This is a genomic window from Candidatus Clostridium radicumherbarum (assembly GCF_045310525.1).
Taxonomy (GTDB): domain Bacteria; phylum Bacillota; class Clostridia; order Clostridiales; family Clostridiaceae; genus Clostridium_AT; species Clostridium_AT radicumherbarum.
In genome coordinates this window covers 397119-415095 of record NZ_JBJHZY010000003.1, presented here as the reverse complement: position 1 = coordinate 415095, position 17977 = coordinate 397119, and the positions used below count along the sequence as shown (strand labels likewise).

Here is a 17977-nt window from a genome sequence, read left to right as displayed (position 1 = left end):
AATTAAATAAAAGAATTGCTGGTTTTTACCTTGTTATATATCTGTTTAATTTTCAAAGACCAATTTGTTTTGCCGTCATCTGACAGCTTTTATATCTTATCACTTAGATTTTTCACTGTCAACACTTTTTTATTGGTAATTTATACATTGCCTTGTAAGTGTTTGAGAAGAAAATTTAAGTTTGTTTACCGCTTTGTATCAGCGACGTTATTTATAATATCATAAATCATAGGTGCAGTTACTTAAAATACTAATGATAAATTAAATTATACTTATTTTACTCAATAAATCTAAATATCTCTTTGCATTTCATATATTGATACACCAGGATTAGTATAATAAGAATATCTGAAAATTGAAAACCTAATAATACTATATAAACAAAAAACTTTCTTAACTATGTACTGTTCCACAGTCTACTTTACAGGAATCAGTTCACTAGCAAGAAAGTTTTTTAACATTATTAACCTTTATTCAGAAAAGCTGTTTACTATTTCTTTAAATCTATTACCTCTAACTTCAAAGTTTACAAACATATCAAAACTTGCACATGCAGGGGCAAGCAAAACTATATCATTTTCCTCAGCCTCAAACTTAGCTTTGTTTATTGCATCTTCGAAGGTACCAGCCATGATTATAGGGAGCTTAAGCTTCTTCTCTATCTTTACCTTTTCAAAGGCAGCCCTTATTTTATCCTTTGTATCACCCAGCAAAACTAATTTTTTAATGTAAGGAGCCCCCTCTTCAGCTAAGGGTTCAAATGGTATATGCTTGTCATAACCGCCAGCTATTAGAATTACAGGTTTGCCAAATACCTTTAAATCAGCAAGCGTTCTTGAAGGGCTAGATGCTATGGAGCTATTATAATATTTTACCCCTTTTATCTCTTTTACAAATTCTATTCTATGCTCAACGCCTTTAAAGGTCACAGCCACCTTTTTCATAGTCTCTATACTCACATCTTCCTTTAAGGCACAAAATGCTGCTAAATAATTTTCAACATTATGCATACCTTTAATTACAATGTCCTCTGCTTTACATACCTCTATGTCAGATAGATATAAAATTCCATCCTTATAGTAGGATCCTTTCTTAATGGCTTCTTTAACGCTAAATTTTATGACACTCCCTTTAGCCTCAGCTGCCATAGAATTAGTAATTTCGTTATCAGCATTAACTATTAAGACATCCTTCTTATCTTGAAATAAGAAAATATTCTTTTTAGCATCAATATATTCCTGCATATCCTTATGCATGTCTAAATGATTTGGGCTTAAATTTGTTACTATACTAACTTCAGGAGAGACATTCATAGTCATGAGCTGAAAGCTTGACAATTCCAAAACTACTTTATCCTTTGGATTGATTTCTTCTATTCTTGAAAAGAGAGGCGTTCCAATATTGCCGCCAACCCAAGTTTTATATCCTTCTTCTTTTAAAATATTATAAATCAAAGTAGTAGTTGTGGTCTTACCATCACTGCCAGTAACTCCGTATATTTTTGCAGGACAATATCTCACGAATTCTTCCATCTCAGAAGTTATATATGCCCCATTTTCCTTAGCACTTTTAAAATAAGGTGCATCAATCCTCATGGAAGGAGTTTTGAAAATAACCTCATATCCCTTTAAATTATCTAGGTAATTTTCGCCTAAAATTAATTTCACGCCTTTTTCCTTAAACTCTTTTACTATTTCACCTAACTCTTCTTCACTTTTTTTATCGAAGGCACTTACCTTAGCGCCAAGTTTAAGTAAAAATCTGATTAATGGAATGTTGCTTACTCCAATACCTACTACAGCTGTTTCTTTATCTTTAATAAATTCCTTAAATTCACAAAAATCTTTTTTCATTAAATTTCCTCCATCAAATACTTATATGGAACTATTGGTTATAAATCATAATTTAATTTATTTGTACATTCAGATTATACCACTTTTATTGTAAGAGCTATACCTTTGATTGAGATATTATAAAAAAATTAATTTATATTTTATTGACATAAATTACAACACATACTATAAATTAAGATATTACAAACTCCTGTAAAAAGTTAAATGTGCTATACTAATAGACTCAGTGACAAATTTCAACAAATTCTCTTAAACCATTATTTTTCCACCATGATACACAGGCTATATTACTTATTTATATTTTTTAAATTCTATTTTTAAAACTCTTCAAAGCATGTCGAAATTGTTCGAATATATTTAATATAAAAACTTTTAATTTTACTATTGTAAAGTGTAAAATATTTATGCTATACTAATATTGTGCCGTAAGGAAACATTAATATAATTCCCCATATTTTAATAAATATAATATATCCCCATGATAAACCCCACTTGATACCGGACACCCCCATGTTCGGTATCTTTTTTTTAGTGAAAAACTGCAGGTGAATTCACCTGCAGTTTTTTCTAAAACTCTAATTTTTCTTCAATAAATTTATCTAATTCATCAATATTTAATCTAATCTGCTGCATTGTATCTCTGTCTCTTACTGTAACAGTATTATTTTCTAAGGTATCGAAATCTATAGTTATACAGTATGGCGTTCCTATTTCGTCCTGTCTTCTGTATCTCTTACCTATGCTACCTGCTTCATCATAGTCAACATTAAATTTCTTTCTAAGTCTATCATAAACTTCATTAGATTTTTCTGATAGCTTTTTACTTAATGGTAGGATAGCTGCCTTAAATGGTGCTAGTGCAGGGTGAAAATGAAGTACTGTTCTAACATCTCCATCTTCAAGAGTTTCTTCATCATAGGCATTGCATAGGAAAGCTAAAGTTACTCTATCTGCGCCTAGAGAAGGTTCTATGCAGTATGGCACATATTTTTCGTTAGTAATTGGATCAAGATAGCTTAAATCCTGGCCTGAATGCTCCGCATGCTTATTTAAGTCATAATCTGTTCTATCTGCAACACCCCATAATTCACCCCAGCCAAATGGGAATAAAAACTCAATATCAGAGGTTGCATTACTGTAAAAAGACAATTCTTCCTTAGCATGGTCCCTAATTCTTAAAGTCTCCTTATTCATTCCAAGGTTTAAAAGAAAATTAAAGCAATACTCTCTCCAATAATTAAACCACTCTAAATCTGTTCCAGGTTTACAGAAAAATTCAAGTTCCATCTGTTCAAATTCTCTTGTTCTAAAAATAAAATTACCTGGAGTTATTTCATTTCTAAAGGATTTACCTATTTGAGCAATTCCAAAAGGAACTTTCTTTCTAGAAGTTCTTTGAACATTTTTAAAGTTTACAAATATTCCTTGTGCAGTTTCAGGTCGGAGATAAATTTCATTTTTAGAATCCTCTGTTATACCCATGTAGGTCTTAAACATAAGATTAAACTTTCTTATATCAGTAAAGTTTTTCTTGCCGCACTTAGGGCAAACAATATTATGTTCTTCAATATAGCCTTTAAGCTGCTCATTTGTCCATCCATCAGCACTAGCTACTTCAGCTCCATTTTCAGTCATATGATCCTCGACTAGCTTATCAGCCCTAAATCTAGCCTTACATTCCTTGCAATCCATTAAAGGATCGGAAAAACCACCTACATGACCTGATGCAACCCACACTTCACTGTTCATAAGTATGGCACAGTCCACTCCTACATTATATGGACTTTCTTGCACAAATTTTTTCCACCACGCTTTTTTAACATTGTTCTTAAATTCTACACCTAAGGGTCCAAAGTCCCAAGCATTTGCAAGTCCTCCATATATTTCTGAGCCGGCAAATACAAAGCCCCTTCCTTTTGCAAGTGCTACTATTTTATCCATAGTCTTTTCAACAGCCATTTATCTTTTCCTCCTTTTAGTCAGAACACGGGGTAATTTAACCTCGTTCGCTCCGCTCACAAATTACCCGTTAAAGTCCATTTAGGACTTTAACCTCCTTTTAGTGGTATCACTGAGTAGTTTAAGACTACTCGTTTATATTATTTCAATAAAAAAAGGACTACTTACCATAAGGGACGAAAGAATTTTCTTCCGCGGTTCCACCCTTGTTGGCAAATGCCCTGCTTTCACATTAAAATCACTCAAAAGTTCCCTTCATACTAGCCCTTTAGCTGCTTACACCATCACAGCCTCTCTATAAAAATTCTAATATTACTCTTCTTTCTCATCATGATATATAAAATTATATTCTTAATTATAACCTATTACTTAATATTGTCAATGCTATAATGTTTCTTTTGGGTTTTTATTTCCAAAGTCCTTCTTGTTATGAAATATTTCTTTTCTTCCTATATTTTTTGTTTCATATCTTTCTTTTCTTATTTTTATCACACCATAGACTATGACTGCTGCGCCCAACACTAAAGCTATTATCTCAGAAACTAAATCAGGTATATATTTAGAAACTAGATTATCACCAGTAATCATATTAATGGCAGTATATACGAGAATACTTGCTCCAATATAGACTATTATTCCATACTTTTTCATAAGGTTAGCTACAAATTTAGCTCCGAAAAAAATAATAGGTATACTAAGAGAAAGCCCAAAAATTATAAGCCATATATTTCCATTAGCTGCACCTGCTATAGCCAGCACATTATCTAATCCCATACTTAGATCTGCTATTATTATATTTGATACAGCCTTCCACAAACTTTTATCAGCCTTAATTTCACTACCTTCCGAAACATCCTCCATGTTTAGTAAATCCCAGGTTATTTTTATAAGTAATAACCCTCCAATTAACTTTATTGGCAGCCATTCTATAGACATAATCAGTGAAATAATGCATGTAAATATTATTCTAAGAACTACTGCTCCAGCAACACCAATTAAGCTTGCAATTTTAGCCTGCTTCTTTGGTAAATTTCTTATTGCTAAAGCAATGACACTTACATTATCCCCAGATAGAGTAATATCCATTATAGTAATTTGAAGAATAGAAAATAGTATTAGCCATATATTATCCATTATTACGCTCCTCATTAGTTTTAAGTACAAAAAAGCAATGTCATTTAAGACACTGCCTTTATTATATTTATAAATATAAAAATTATACTAATAAAAATGGCTCCATGGAGAGGGCTCGAACCTCCAACCCTTCGGTTAACAGCCGAATGCTCCGCCATTGAGCTACCATGGAACGTTTATTACATTAGTTATTATAGCACATAATACTAAAAATTCAAGAGCTTTTTAACTAAAATTCAAAACAAATGTAACTTAAAGTACCATAAGCATAGCTTCTATGAAGAAGTTTTGGAAGCTTCCCCTCTTCACCGCTTCCCATAGCTATAAACATTGGAGCTATGTGTTCTTCTCTTGGAATAGCCATTTTTGCATTAGGAGCTAATTTTTGATAATTAAATAAGTTTTTTAAATTATTTTGTTCAACATTATCTACAAGCCAGTTATCAAATTCGATTGCCCAACTTTTAGTTTCTTTTGCATACCAATCCACTGTTCTTAAATTATGAACTGTGGATCCACTTCCTATAACTAATATATCTTCTTTTCCAAGCTCCCTTAGTGCTTTTCCTATTGCATACTGTTTTTCCATAGGTAAAAATGGATTTACAGAAACTTGAACCACGGGAATATTGGCTTCTGGATACATTATTTTAAGTATATCCCAGCTTCCATGATCTAATCCTCTTGTCCTATCAAGTTTACTTTTTATACCGTTTTCTTCTAGCATATCTTTAATTTTATCAGCAATTTCAGGTGAGCCTTTTGCATTGTATTTTATTGAATAAAGTTCCTCTGGAAATCCATAAAAATCATAAATCATTTCATAGGTATTTTCTATTGATGATATTGTAGTTATTTCACTTTCAAAGTGTGCAGTAAATATTACAATAGTCTTTGGCTTCATGCCCTTTGCTAAATCCTTTAAAAAATTAGTATAATCATTTTCTTCTATTGCAAGAGTTGGTCCACCATGACAAACAAATAGTGACATAATAATTCCTCCTTTTAGTCGGAAACACTGAGTAGTTTAAGACTACTCGTTAAAGCCCATTTAGGGCTTTAACCTCCTTATTATTAAATTCAACTTACTTACTTTATGTAACTATAATACAATATTTAATTCTTTCTTGTCAAGTAATAATTATAAAAATTTGGATCAGTGACAAAATCTTTTGCCGCTGACCCTAAATAATTGTTAATTGCTGAGCGTTGCTTTTTCCTGCTTTGGAAAGCTTCCATATTGTGATAAAATTACTCCTGCAAACATTAATCCGCAGCCAATATAGCCTCTTGCTCCTAAATTTTCGTGAAGTATAATTAATCCACCTATAGCTGCAAATACCGATTCCATACTTAAAACGATAGCCGCATGTGATGGCTTAGCATTTTTCTGCCCTATTACCTGCAATGTATATGCAATTCCAACAGAGCAAATTCCACCATAAAGTATTGGAATAACTGCCTGGGATAATCCAATTAAAGTATTTTTCTCGAAAATAAAGGCGGCAATTAAACTTAATATGGAACAAGTTAGAAACTGAACAAAGGATAATTTTAATGCATCTACTTTTTTGGTAAAATTGTCTATTAGCAGTATGTGAATGGCCCATAGAAAGGCTCCTATAAGCTCGTAAATATCGGACATTGCAACTGTGAAACCTTCTGTGACGCTTAAAAAATATAATCCAATAATAGCTAGTATAACTCCAACCCAGGTAGCTTTATGTATATTATGTTTTAAAAATATTCCAAAAACAGGAACAAGCACAATATAAAAGCCTGTTATAAAGGCTGCTTTTCCAGCAGAAGTTTCAACCAGACCTATTTGCTGAAGTGATGCTGCAAGGAAAATTACGCATCCTAGTATGATACCGGGTTTCCAAGGGCTTATTGAAACAACTTCCTCTTCTGATAGAGCTTTGCTTTTATCCTTTTTTAAGGATACTAATAATAGTGGAACTAAAGAAAGGCTGCCTAAGGCAAATCTTACGCCATTAAACATAAATGATCCTACATATTTTGAACCGATTCTCTGAGCTACAAAAGCAAATCCCCAAATTGCCGCAGCTAGTAAGAGTAAAAGACTGGATTTAACTTCTTGTTTCTTCATTTTTATTCCCCCCTGTATTCCTAGTCCTGTACACAACAATTATTAATTGTTGTGCCCCTCACATTATATTGTATCAGCAATAAAGGAATTTGAGAACCCCAGAGCCTTGCGGTGATTGTCTATTTATCAATTACTTATTATAACAAAGCTGCGGCTTACTCATAATTATGAATTTTAGAGTGTTTCTTTTGGGTTCCAAAGATGTTTTTTTAAGTCAATGGAGCCATCTTTTTTAAAGGTTATTCCCTCTGCTTTAAGTATATCTCTTTGCAACAGCTTTGAACCAAAGGCATATTCTGGAGCCATCTCTCCTAATCTATTTACCACCCTATGGCAGGGCAGTTGAAGTCCATTAGGTGCTGCTTTCATAGCCCACCCCACAATTCTTGCAGATCTTGGTTCGCCTAGAAGCTTTGCTATTTGTCCATAGGTTGCTACCTTTCCCTCAGGAATCTTAGATACAATTAAATACACACGCTGAAAAAAGTCCTTCATTTTTTCCCCTTTCCTTAAAAAGCATGTCCTGAGCTAAACTTTACATGTTTTTTATAATTTACTACTTAATATTATAAAATATTACTTTAATGAAACAGAGGTATAAAAAAAGGTACATCAGTTAAACTAACGTACCTTTGTTATATTACTTAGTATTGTCTACAGGTTTCATTGTAGGGAAGAGAATAACGTCTCTAATAGAAACTGCATTTGTAAGGAACATTACAATTCTATCTATTCCTATACCCATACCGCCAGTTGGAGGCATTGCTGTTTCTAAAGCACTTAGGAATTCCTCATCTATCATATAAGCTTCATCATCACCAAGTTCTCTTTCTTTAAGCTGCTGCATAAATCTGTCTCTTTGAACGATTGGATCATTAAGCTCTGAGTAAGCATTACATACTTCTCTTCCAAAAATAAAGCCTTCAAATCTTTCAGTAAGCTCTGAGTTTCCTCTCTTTTTCTTTGTTAAAGGAGAGATTTCTACTGGATAATCACAAAGGAAGGTAGGTTGAATTAAATTTTCTTCGCCATATTCTTCAAATAGTGCATTTAATACATCAGCCTTTGTACAATCCTTTAATTCCTTTTTGAATTCAAGGTGCCTCTCCTTAGCAATTGCTTGAGCTTCTTCATCTGTCTTAATTTCCTTGAAATCTATTCCAGCATATTCTTTAACTGCATCATACATTGTAAGTCTTCTCCACGGTGGAGTAAAATCTATTTCTGTACCTTGGTAATTTATTTTAGTTGTTCCATAAAGCTTCTTGCATAGTGAAGCCATAAGATTTTCCATTATCTCCATCATATCATTATAATCAGCATAAGCTTCATATAATTCTATCATAGTGAATTCTGGATTATGTCTTAAATCAATACCTTCATTTCTAAAGTTCTTGCCCATGTCATAAACTTTTTCAAAACCACCAACAATACATCTCTTTAAATATAGCTCTGTAGCAATTCTTAAATACATATCTATATCAAGAGCATTGTGATGTGTTGCAAATGGTCTAGCAGCAGCACCCCCTGCTATAGGAGATAGTATTGGAGTTTCAACCTCTAAATATCCTCTGTTATCTAAAAACTCTCTTATTCCCTTAAGAATAGCAATTCGCTTAAAGAAGGTGTCCCTTACTTCTTCATTCATAATAAGGTCAACTTCTCTTTGTCTATATCTAAGATCAGGATCCTTTAAACCATGCCATTTATCTGGAAGCGGTTTAAGAGCCTTGGATATAAGCTGGAAATCTTTAATATGTACACTTATTTCTTCAGTTTTTGTTTTAAAAACAAATCCAGTTATACTAACCCAATCCCCTAAATCAAAGGACTTATATTCCTTTATTCTATCAGCTCCAACATCATCTATTTTTATGTAAAGCTGAAGTCTTCCTTCTCTATCTTGTATATGTGAAAAGCCGGCTTTTCCTTGTAATCTTTTGGACATAAGTCTTCCTGCAACAGTTACTTCTTGTCCTTCTAGAGCAGCAAAATTATCTTTTATTTGTTTAGAATTATGAGTCCTATTAACCTTATATACATCAAATGGATCTTTTCCTGCTTCCTGAAGTTCTGCAAGCTTTTCTCGTCTCAATGTGACTTGTTCATTGTATTCAGCCGTTGTTTGCTGAAGATTTTGTTCTTCATTAGCCATTCTATTATTCCTCCGTTATTCTATTAATAATGTAAATTATTATTTTATTAAGCTGTTCTTATACCAAGAATTTCATATTTGCATACCCCATCTGGAGTTGGCACTTCAACTATTTCACCAACTTTTTTACCAATAAGAGATTTACCTACTGGTGACTCATTTGAAATTTTAAATTCTGCTGGATTTGACTCGGCAGAACCTACTATAGTAAAATCTACTTCCTCATCAAATTCATAATCTTTGACTTTAACAATAGACCCTACTCCAACCTTATCTGTTGAAATATCTGCTTCATCTACCACAGAAGCATTTTTGAGCATATTTTCAAGCGTTGCAATTCTTCCTTCAACGAATGCCTGTTCATTTTTAGCTTCATCATATTCTGCATTTTCGCTTAAATCTCCAAATGAACGAGCAACTTTAATTTTCTCTTTTATTTCAACTCTTTTTATAGTTTTAAGATATTCTAATTCCTCTTCTAATTTTTTTACACCTTCATAAGTCATCAAAAACTTCTTTGATTCACTCATTGCCAAATTCTCCCCTTTTAACTATTAAACTAATATTTTTCCCTAAACCCTTAAGGAACTGACTAAAAAATTAAGCTAATCATTTAAATACATATTATAAAACAGCCTTCCCACATTGTCAACAACTAACAAAATATGAAGGAGGAAGAAGTCCTAAATGGACTTCTTCGGGTAGTTTGCGAATGGAAATGAGCACGTTTAAACTACCCAGTGTTCTGACTGAAAGGAGGAAGGTTTTATCCTTCTAGTTTTATTGATAATAAATTTTAATAAAGTCCCTTATTGAAATTATTCACAATGCTATTATATTCACATTTAATAAAAAAATTACAATATGAGTGTTTGTCTATATTGCTTAAGAATATTAAATACATTATCTATCTTCTTCTCAGTATTGACAGAATTTTTTATTTCAGTACAATTTTTAATTCCTTTTATATACCAGCTTATATGTTTTCTCATTTCCCTTACAGCTCTATTCTCACCGTAATATTGATAGGCTAGTTCTAAATGTCTTATGCACATCCTGAGCTTTTCTTCATCAGAAGGATAAATAATTTCTTCACTCTTTAAGGCCTTTAAAATCTGATCAAAAATCCAAGGATTACCTTGGGCTCCTCTTGCAACCATTATACCATCACAATTTGTAGCTGATACCATTTTAATAGCAGCCTCTGCAGTAAACACATCTCCATTTCCTATTACAGGAATTCTTACACTTTCTTTCACTTGCCTTATTATATCCCAGTCTGCATTACCTTCATACATCTGCTCTCTTGTTCTGCCGTGTACGGTAACGGCATCAGCACCTGCCTGTTCCATTTCCATTGCAAAATCCACAGCATTTATCTCACTTTCTGTAAAGCCCTTTCTGAATTTTACGGTTACTGGCTTAATAGAGGACTTTTTTACTTCCCTTACAATGTCTGCAGCAAGCTTAGGGTTTTTCATTAAAGCTGAGCCTTCGCCATTTTTAACAATCTTAGGTACTGGACATCCCATATTTATATCTACTAAACATATATCTTCCATTTTATTAAAGTACTCTGAGGCTTTGGCCATAATATATGGATCAGAGCCGAAAATTTGCACTGCAGCTGGCTTTTCTTCTTCTGAAACCCTTAGCATTTCCTTTGTGTTTTCACTATTATAAAAAAGCCCTTTTGCACTTATCATCTCGGTATAAACAAGGCCGCAGCCCATTTCAGTGCAAAGACCTCTATAGGCTATATCTGTAACACCTGCCATAGGAGCTAAAAAAACGTTATTCTTAATTTTAAGATTTCCTATTTGCATTAAACCACCATTTCTGTATTTTTCTCATATAATATTCTTAAGCCCTCTAGGGTAAGATATGGAGATACCTTAGCAATATATTTAGAATCCTTACTAATAAGAGTTGCTAAACCACCTGTTGCTATTACAAGTGGGTCGGTTTCACCGTAGTCTTCCATTTCTTCCTTCATTTTTTTAACAATATAATCAACAGTTCCAGTATATCCATATACAATACCCGCTTGCATACTTGTAACTGTATTTTTACAAATAACTCCAGGAGTTTTTATAAGTTCTACTCTAGGAAGCTTTGCTGCTCTTTCAAATAGTGCTTCAGAGGAAATTTTAATACCAGGACAAATGGCACCTCCTAGATAATCTCCGGTTTTAGTCACAGCACAGAAGGTGGTTGCTGTTCCAAAGTCAATTATAATAAGTGCTCTCCTATACATTTCATGAGCAGCAACAGCGTTAACTATCCTGTCTGCACCTACTTCCTTAGGATTGTCATATTTGATATTAATACCAGTTTTTATTCCTGGTCCAACAATTATTGGCATTTTATTAAAATACTTTCTTATCATATGTTCTATAGTATACATTATATTTGGCACTACCGAAGATACTATTACTCCTTCTACCTCTTCTAAGCTTAATTTCTTAAGCATAAATAGCTGTGTGACCTGAATTCCATATTCGTCTGCAGTTCTATTATTATCTGTAGCCAATCTCCAGTCTGCTATTAAATTTTTGCCCTTATAGGCACCCAGGACTATATTGGTATTCCCAACATCCAGAACTAATATCACTATAAACACCACTCTCTTTTAAATTACGTTTTTATTCTATACTTTCAATTTAAATTGTCAAGTGAAACTTTTAGCAAATTCTCTAGATTATTATGTTTATATTATTAAACACCTTTATTGCAAGTATTTACTATTAATAGCTTGTCAAAAGTCAGTTGACTTCTTTACTTGATCATAGAAGAAAAGAGGCTCTTAATGCCTCTTTAATCATATTCTCACCAAGGTTAGAAAGTTATGTTTATATTTACTTTTATCATCCACTATGCCTTCCCTATTCTCTATTACTTCCCATTTAGTTTTATCATATTCAGGAAAGAAAGTGTCTCCCTCAAAATTCTCATGAATTTCAGTTATATACATTTTATTTGTATATGGGAAAAGTAGTTTAAAGATTTGTCCTCCCCCAATTACAAAATATTCTTCCTTAGCTTCAATATAGGGTTTAAGCTCATGGAGGTTAGTTACCACTTTTACATTTTCATCCATAACCTTATAATCCTTGTTATTGGTTAGTATTATATGTTTTCTTTCAGGAAGTACCTTAGGCAAGGATTCGAAGGTTTTTCTTCCCATAATCATAGTTTTACTTCCTGTCATAGTTATGTCCTTAAATTTTTTTAAATCATTAGGTAAATACCAAGCAAGACTTTTTTCTTTACCAATAACATTGTTATCTGCTATGGCAACAACAATACTGAGCATTATACAGCCACCTCCATTTTTATTGCAGGATGATATTTATAATCTATAAGCTTTACATCTTCAATTTTGAAATCGTAGAAGTTCTTTATATCAGGATTAATCCAAAGCTTAGGCGCCTCATAGGCCTCCTTTTCCCGGGATAGCTGAAGCTTCATACCTTCTACTTGATTTTCATAAATATGGGCGTTATTTATAACATGTGTAAATAGTCCAGGTTTTAAACCTGTTACCTGAGCTATAAGATGTACTAAAACTGCATATTGGCACATGTTAAATGGTGCACCAAGAGGCAAATCAGCAGACCTTTGAATTAGCATACAATTTAACCTGCCATCAGTTACATCCCACATTGTTAAGAAGGCACAAGGATGAAGTGCTCCCCCATCTAAATGAGGTATCTGCCAAAGACTCATTATATGTCTTCTGCCCTGAGGATCTTTCTTGAGTCCTTCTATAAGTTTATCTATTTGATTATACTCTTTAACAACCCATCCGTAGGCAGTACCTATAGTTCCATCTGACCTCATCCACTCATCCCAGATGTGAACATTTTCTTCCTGAAGCTTTTTTACATCATTTGATTGATCTCTATATATCCAAAAAAGCTCCTTTACGGCAGTTTTGAAGGCTACAAATTTAGTTGTAAGTATAGGAAACTCCCTTTGCAAATCAAATTGAAATATTTTATGAGGAAGTTTATAAGTTGGTATTCCGGTTCTATTTTCTGTTTCATAGAATCCATTATCTAAAATTTCTCTAACTAATTGCAAATATTGTTTATCAGCTAAACTCATAAATACTCTCCTTTTGTATCTTAATAAAAATATTATATCAAAATTAGGCTGAAGGGTTAATAATTTTAAGAAAATTATTAGGTGTAACTTTTGCTAGCAGATACATTATATTGTATAATAATAAATATAAATTCTATAACAAATAAGAGGTAATTAAAGTATGGAGAATCAAGCAATTAGTATTTCTGACTGGATTTTAATGATAGTCTTTTTTATTCTATTTATTGTATCTATTTATTTAATTATACGTGTTCTTTTAAATTCTAAAAAAGCTGGAAAATTCAAGCTAGGTATAAAAGACTTAAAGTACAAAAATCAAGTATTTATCCTTATAGGCATACTGCTTATTATTGTAATTAACTGTGTTCTATTTTTTAAAAAACCTGAAATGTCAACTCTGCTTGCTACGACTATGTTATTTATGATGTTTTCATCAAATTTGGTACTACAATACTTTGGTATAGGGATTTTTGAGAATGGTATAATGGTCGGAGGTACGCTGCATACTTGGGATAAGGTTAAAAACTTTAATTTTAAAGGCAATTTACTAATATTGAATATTGAATCTAAAAAAAATCCAAAGGTATTACATGAGTACAGTTTTTATGTTAATAATGATTCTAGAGCAGAGGAACAAAAATTTTTAAACTTGAAAATAAAAAGATAAGTCATTTTATACATTAATATTGTATTAGAGCATATTATTAATATATAACCTTATAATTCTTGTACAAGCATATCTTAATTATATATTATTTTCTATTAAAATAAGGATTATATCGAATTAATAAAAAATATAAAAGAGGGATTAGAATGAAAAAAGCAGTATGCTCTATTTTACTTATTTTCTCTATATCAATACTTATTGGTTGTGACAGTGTGAAAAACCTTATAAATGCAAATGATAATCCAAAGTCTAATACCACTAATGAAGTTCCTTCGGGCACTGATGGTACAAACGTTGCTAATACAAGCACCTATAAAATTAATGATTTTTATCCTTTTAAGGAAAATGAAAAGTATGAATATGTGGGCAAGGGAAATGAGTATGCAGCTTTTAGACTTTCCGTAGATTTCATAAAAAGCAATCGTATTCAGCTAAGAAAGAATAATGGTGGAACGGAAGTAGTAAATGTCTTAGAATATAAAGATGGAGAATTAAAATTGATTTTCTCAAAAGAAGAGTGCTACTACAGAGAGGATTTTACATCAAAGCCAAGCAATAAAGATGAAATACTTTTAAAAGAGCCATTAGTTAAAGGAACCTCTTGGACATTATCCGATGGAAGAAGACGGTATATCTCAAATGTAGATGTTCCTATAACTACTCTACTAGGAAGTTATAAGGCTTTGGAGATAACTACAGAAAAGGGAGCTGACAAAACCTTAGATTACTATGCATTAAATACAGGATTAGTACAAACTATTTACAATTCTAATGGTTCTGAAGTTAAATCTAGTTTAAATAGTATTACTCCAAATTCAGCCTTAGAGCAAGAGGTTAGCTTTTACTATCCTAATGTAAATAGTGAAAAGTTATATTTTGTAAAAAAGAAGCTTAATTTTAAAACCAATGATATGACTAAAATTACCTTTGAAAAGCTGTTTAAAGAAGCACCTTCAAAAGATTTAAATAAGCTTTTAGGTCCTGATGTTAAAATAAAAAGCCTATATCTAAATGGAAATACTGTCTATGTAGACTTTACAAAGGATTTTGTAAAGGAAATGAATGCTGGTGCAGGAGTAGAGTCACTTATTTTGCAGTGCATAACTAATACCTTAGGTGGATATTATAATGCATCAAAAGTTTATATTACCATTGAAAATGCTCCTTATAGTTCAGGACATATAGTAATGAAAAAGGGTGAAACCTTTACCGTCAGCACTAAAAATTCTATAGAAGTAAATAAATAGTATAAGGGGCTGTAAACAGCCCCTTTTATTTATTAAAGTTTCCAACTGGTATTACATTTTGAAATTTCTCTTTAGTTCCAGGACTTGCAAATTCTAAAAACTCATAGCTTTTAAGTTCCATTTTTCTACCGTTATATTTCCAAATTGTTTTTCCATAACCTAAAGTGTCTAAATTACTTATACCATATATAGTTTGTATGCACTTTAACTCGTATATTCCATTATTGTCTTCATCTATGGGGACTAAAGAGTTTATGCTTTTATATGAACCTTTATTTTTTTTAAGTAATCTGCCATCATCTAAATAGATGCCTAGATTTATATAGGTATTTTTTTTATTATTAACATCTAATAAATAAAAATCATTTAAATTTTTATTAGTTACTTTAACTTTAAAATTATTGATAAAGTCGATATTATAGGTCATACCTTTGAAAAATACACTTTCATCCATTAAATACTTGCATTTATTATTTTTAAACGAAAATAAGCTATAATAGGAACAATTTCCATTTCCTACAGCAACTAAAATATCATTAATCCTATCTCCATTAAAGTCACCTAAAAAAACTTTACCATTATGTCCTGAATTCAGTTTTCCAATAGAAATTGCATAATATTTTTTAGAGTAGGAATCTTGAATGATTACTTTTATGTCTCTAAATGCTGAGGGATTAATTTTGTCAGTTCTGTATCCAATAAGTATTATATTATCTTTTAAATTGTCTCCATTAATATCCTCATATTTATAATCTAAAATAATTGCATCCTTACCTATTTTTAGATACTTACACTTAAATTCACTATTATTTTTATATTCTTCATTACTTTGCTCAGCTTTCATATAATAATATGGTAACAATAAAAATAATGCTAAAGCTATGACTGGGATCAAAATCTTTTTCATATCTATCCCTCCCTATACAATAGCTTTAGCATTTTTCAAGGTATTTATGTTAAATTTATTAAATTAGCCGATGATAAAAATTTATGCTTATAATTAGAATAGTCCTACAATAGTACCATCTTCCAAAATGTCCATCTTTTCTGCTGCTGGAAGCTTTGGTAACCCTGGCATAACCATGATATCTCCTGTTAGAGCGACTATGAAACCAGCCCCATTAGATACTCTTACCTCTTTTACAGTTATACTAAATCCTCTTGGTCTGCCAAGTAAATTTTGATTGTCTGACAAGGAATATTGCGTTTTTGCTACACAAATAGGAAGCTTGTCTAAGCCTATTGCTTCAAGTTCCTTAACCTGTTTTTCGGCATCTTTCGTGAAATTTACTCCGTCAGCACCGTATATTTCCTGAGCAATAGCTCCTAATTTCTCCTTAATACTTAATTTTTCGTCATATAATACTTTAAAGTCAGCTTCATCTTTTTCTAAAACCTTTAGTACTTTTTCTGCTAAAGCTTCTCCTCCTTCTCCTCCTTTTGCCCAAACTTCAGTTAAAGCAACTTGTACACCAAGTTTATTGCAGTAATCTTCAATAAACTTAAGTTCTTCTTCACTGTCAGTAATGAATCTATTTATGGCTACTACAGGTTTTACACCAAATTTCATTACATTTTCAAGCTGCTTTTCAAGGTTTTCAATTCCCTTAGAAAGAGCATCCACATTTGGTATACTTAAAGAATCCTTCTTAACTCCACCGTGTAGTTTAAGAGCTCTTACTGTAGCTACTATTACTACGCAGCCAGGCTTTAGTCCTCCGTATCTGCATTTTATATCAAAGAATTTTTCTGCTCCTAAATCGGCTCCAAAGCCTGCCTCTGTTACTACATAATCTCCAAGCTTAAGTGCTGTTTTTGTAGCAAGTAATGAATTACATCCATGAGCAATATTTGCAAATGGTCCCCCATGAATAATTGCAGGAGTGTTTTCTAAGGTCTGTACTAAATTTGGCTTTATAGCATCCTTCATAAGAAGAGCCATAGCACCTTGAACCTTTAAGTCCTTACAAAATACTGGCTGACCATCTAAGTTATAGGCTATTAAAATCTTACCTATTCTTTCTTTAAGATCCATTAAGTCTTTTGAAAGGCATAGTATAGCCATAATTTCAGAAGCAACGGTAATCATAAACCCATCTTCTCTTAAGAAACCATTTGCTTTTCCACCCATACCAATCACTATACTTCTAAGGGATCTATCATTCATGTCCATAACTCTTTTAAAAATTATTCTTCTTGAATCAATTCTAAGTAAATTACCTTGATGTATATGATTGTCTATTGCAGCTGATAATAAGTTATTAGCTGCAGTTATAGCATGCATATCCCCTGTGAAGTGTAAGTTTATATCTTCCATTGGAACAACTTGAGCATAGCCGCCGCCAGCTGCTCCTCCTTTAACCCCAAATACTGGTCCAAGAGAAGGTTCTCTTAAGGCAATAACTGCATTTTTCCCTATTCTGCAAAGTGCTTGTCCGAGTCCTACTGTAACTGTAGATTTGCCTTCACCTGCAGCTGTAGGATTTATAGCAGTAACTAATATAAGCTTACCGTCTTTTTTGTTTTCCAATCTTTTAAGTACATCTAAGGAGATTTTGCACTTATACTTACCATATAAGTCCACATCCTCTTCTCCAAGACCTAATTTCCCTGCAATTTTTGTTATTGGCTGCATTTTAGCACTTTGTGCTATTTCGATATCGCTTTTCATTTCATTTCCTCCTTGTTTTTTGATTAGTAAATGACAAATAACAATTTATATATAACAATTAACAATCATAA

Annotated in this window: 16 protein-coding genes, 1 tRNA gene and 1 other annotated feature; of the genes, 2 read left to right on the top strand and 15 right to left on the bottom strand. The window is 32.2% G+C overall.

Annotated elements, in window-relative coordinates; genetic code table 11:
- Positions 1-470 precede the first annotated feature (470 nt).
- The 13 genes from murD to ACJDUH_RS15945 all read right to left on the bottom strand — a co-directional run bounded on the left by murD (position 471) and on the right by ACJDUH_RS15945 (position 13321).
- Positions 471-1853, bottom strand: coding sequence for a UDP-N-acetylmuramoyl-L-alanine--D-glutamate ligase (gene murD / locus ACJDUH_RS16005; protein ID WP_406766198.1), 1383 nt, complete (start codon positions 1851-1853; stop codon positions 471-473).
- 567 nt (positions 1854-2420) lie between these two features.
- The gene (locus tag ACJDUH_RS16000; protein ID WP_406766197.1) at positions 2421-3812 is read right to left on the bottom strand and encodes a glycine--tRNA ligase; all 1392 of its coding nucleotides are present in this window, start codon (positions 3810-3812) and stop codon (positions 2421-2423) included.
- Positions 3813-3981: 169 nt separating this feature from the next.
- Positions 3982-4150: a binding site (T-box leader), on the bottom strand.
- A gap of 46 nt (positions 4151-4196) precedes the next feature.
- Positions 4197-4946, bottom strand: coding sequence for a TerC family protein (locus ACJDUH_RS15995; RefSeq protein ID WP_406766196.1), 750 nt, complete (start codon positions 4944-4946; stop codon positions 4197-4199).
- Positions 4947-5043: 97 nt separating this feature from the next.
- A tRNA-Asn gene (locus tag ACJDUH_RS15990) sits at positions 5044-5118 on the bottom strand.
- Positions 5119-5175: 57 nt separating this feature from the next.
- Positions 5176-5943 (bottom strand): DODA-type extradiol aromatic ring-opening family dioxygenase, encoded by a 768-nt coding sequence (locus tag ACJDUH_RS15985; RefSeq protein WP_406766213.1) that lies wholly within the window; start codon positions 5941-5943, stop codon positions 5176-5178.
- Between the two features lie 198 nt (positions 5944-6141).
- Positions 6142-7056, bottom strand: a complete 915-nt coding sequence (locus ACJDUH_RS15980; protein ID WP_406766195.1) for a DMT family transporter — start codon at positions 7054-7056, stop codon at positions 6142-6144.
- A gap of 174 nt (positions 7057-7230) precedes the next feature.
- Complete coding sequence (locus ACJDUH_RS15975; protein ID WP_406766194.1) at positions 7231-7551, bottom strand: MGMT family protein; 321 nt, start codon at positions 7549-7551, stop codon at positions 7231-7233.
- Between the two features lie 145 nt (positions 7552-7696).
- Positions 7697-9211 carry a lysine--tRNA ligase gene (gene lysS, locus ACJDUH_RS15970; RefSeq protein WP_406766193.1) on the bottom strand — a complete coding sequence of 505 codons (1515 nt, stop codon included), beginning with the start codon at positions 9209-9211 and terminating at the stop codon, positions 7697-7699.
- Positions 9212-9258: 47 nt separating this feature from the next.
- Positions 9259-9741, bottom strand: coding sequence for a transcription elongation factor GreA (gene greA, locus ACJDUH_RS15965; protein WP_406766192.1), 483 nt, complete (start codon positions 9739-9741; stop codon positions 9259-9261).
- 327 nt (positions 9742-10068) lie between these two features.
- Positions 10069-11037, bottom strand: coding sequence for a tRNA dihydrouridine synthase DusB (dusB, locus tag ACJDUH_RS15960; protein ID WP_406766191.1), 969 nt, complete (start codon positions 11035-11037; stop codon positions 10069-10071).
- Complete coding sequence (locus ACJDUH_RS15955) at positions 11037-11825, bottom strand: type III pantothenate kinase (protein WP_406766190.1); 789 nt, start codon at positions 11823-11825, stop codon at positions 11037-11039. Before ACJDUH_RS15955 ends, dusB begins: the two co-directional genes overlap by 1 nt.
- A gap of 207 nt (positions 11826-12032) precedes the next feature.
- Positions 12033-12527 (bottom strand): dihydrofolate reductase, encoded by a 495-nt coding sequence (locus ACJDUH_RS15950; RefSeq protein WP_406766189.1) that lies wholly within the window; start codon positions 12525-12527, stop codon positions 12033-12035.
- Entirely contained in the window at positions 12527-13321 is a 795-nt protein-coding gene (locus ACJDUH_RS15945; protein ID WP_406766188.1) for a thymidylate synthase, read from the bottom strand. The genes ACJDUH_RS15950 and ACJDUH_RS15945 overlap by 1 nt, the downstream gene beginning before the upstream one ends.
- Positions 13322-13481: 160 nt before the next feature.
- Here ACJDUH_RS15945 and ACJDUH_RS15940 point away from each other — a divergent pair, with 160 nt between their 5' ends.
- Together ACJDUH_RS15940 and ACJDUH_RS15935 are read left to right on the top strand one after the other, a co-directional pair.
- Complete coding sequence (locus tag ACJDUH_RS15940) at positions 13482-13988, top strand: DUF5673 domain-containing protein (RefSeq protein WP_406766187.1); 507 nt, start codon at positions 13482-13484, stop codon at positions 13986-13988.
- Between the two features lie 146 nt (positions 13989-14134).
- Positions 14135-15235, top strand: a complete 1101-nt coding sequence (locus tag ACJDUH_RS15935; RefSeq protein ID WP_406766186.1) for a GerMN domain-containing protein — start codon at positions 14135-14137, stop codon at positions 15233-15235.
- A gap of 25 nt (positions 15236-15260) precedes the next feature.
- On the opposite strand, the gene ACJDUH_RS15930 is transcribed toward ACJDUH_RS15935, so the two are convergent.
- Both ACJDUH_RS15930 and ACJDUH_RS15925 read right to left on the bottom strand, forming a co-directional pair.
- On the bottom strand, positions 15261-16142 hold the full coding sequence (locus tag ACJDUH_RS15930) for a hypothetical protein (protein WP_406766185.1): 882 nt from the start codon (positions 16140-16142) through the stop codon (positions 15261-15263).
- A gap of 93 nt (positions 16143-16235) precedes the next feature.
- Entirely contained in the window at positions 16236-17906 is a 1671-nt protein-coding gene (locus tag ACJDUH_RS15925) for a formate--tetrahydrofolate ligase (protein WP_406766184.1), read from the bottom strand.
- Positions 17907-17977: the final 71 nt, after the last annotated feature.

Bases quoted from the DNA above. Each gene is read 5' to 3' on its own strand.
- murD (WP_406766198.1), bottom strand. From the start codon at position 1,853: ATGAAAAAAGATTTTTGTGAATTTAAGGAATTTATTAAAGATAAAGAA.
- ACJDUH_RS16000 (WP_406766197.1), bottom strand. From the start codon at position 3,812: ATGGCTGTTGAAAAGACTATGGATAAAATAGTAGCACTTGCAAAAGGA.
- ACJDUH_RS15995 (WP_406766196.1), bottom strand. From the start codon at position 4,946: ATGGATAATATATGGCTAATACTATTTTCTATTCTTCAAATTACTATA.
- ACJDUH_RS15980 (WP_406766195.1), bottom strand. From the start codon at position 7,056: ATGAAGAAACAAGAAGTTAAATCCAGTCTTTTACTCTTACTAGCTGCG.
- ACJDUH_RS15975 (WP_406766194.1), bottom strand. From the start codon at position 7,551: ATGAAGGACTTTTTTCAGCGTGTGTATTTAATTGTATCTAAGATTCCT.
- lysS (WP_406766193.1), bottom strand. From the start codon at position 9,211: ATGGCTAATGAAGAACAAAATCTTCAGCAAACAACGGCTGAATACAAT.
- greA (WP_406766192.1), bottom strand. From the start codon at position 9,741: ATGAGTGAATCAAAGAAGTTTTTGATGACTTATGAAGGTGTAAAAAAA.
- dusB (WP_406766191.1), bottom strand. From the start codon at position 11,037: ATGCAAATAGGAAATCTTAAAATTAAGAATAACGTTTTTTTAGCTCCT.
- ACJDUH_RS15950 (WP_406766189.1), bottom strand. From the start codon at position 12,527: ATGCTCAGTATTGTTGTTGCCATAGCAGATAACAATGTTATTGGTAAA.
- ACJDUH_RS15945 (WP_406766188.1), bottom strand. From the start codon at position 13,321: ATGAGTTTAGCTGATAAACAATATTTGCAATTAGTTAGAGAAATTTTA.
- ACJDUH_RS15940 (WP_406766187.1), top strand. From the start codon at position 13,482: ATGGAGAATCAAGCAATTAGTATTTCTGACTGGATTTTAATGATAGTC.
- ACJDUH_RS15935 (WP_406766186.1), top strand. From the start codon at position 14,135: ATGAAAAAAGCAGTATGCTCTATTTTACTTATTTTCTCTATATCAATA.
- ACJDUH_RS15930 (WP_406766185.1), bottom strand. From the start codon at position 16,142: ATGAAAAAGATTTTGATCCCAGTCATAGCTTTAGCATTATTTTTATTG.
- ACJDUH_RS15925 (WP_406766184.1), bottom strand. From the start codon at position 17,906: ATGAAAAGCGATATCGAAATAGCACAAAGTGCTAAAATGCAGCCAATA.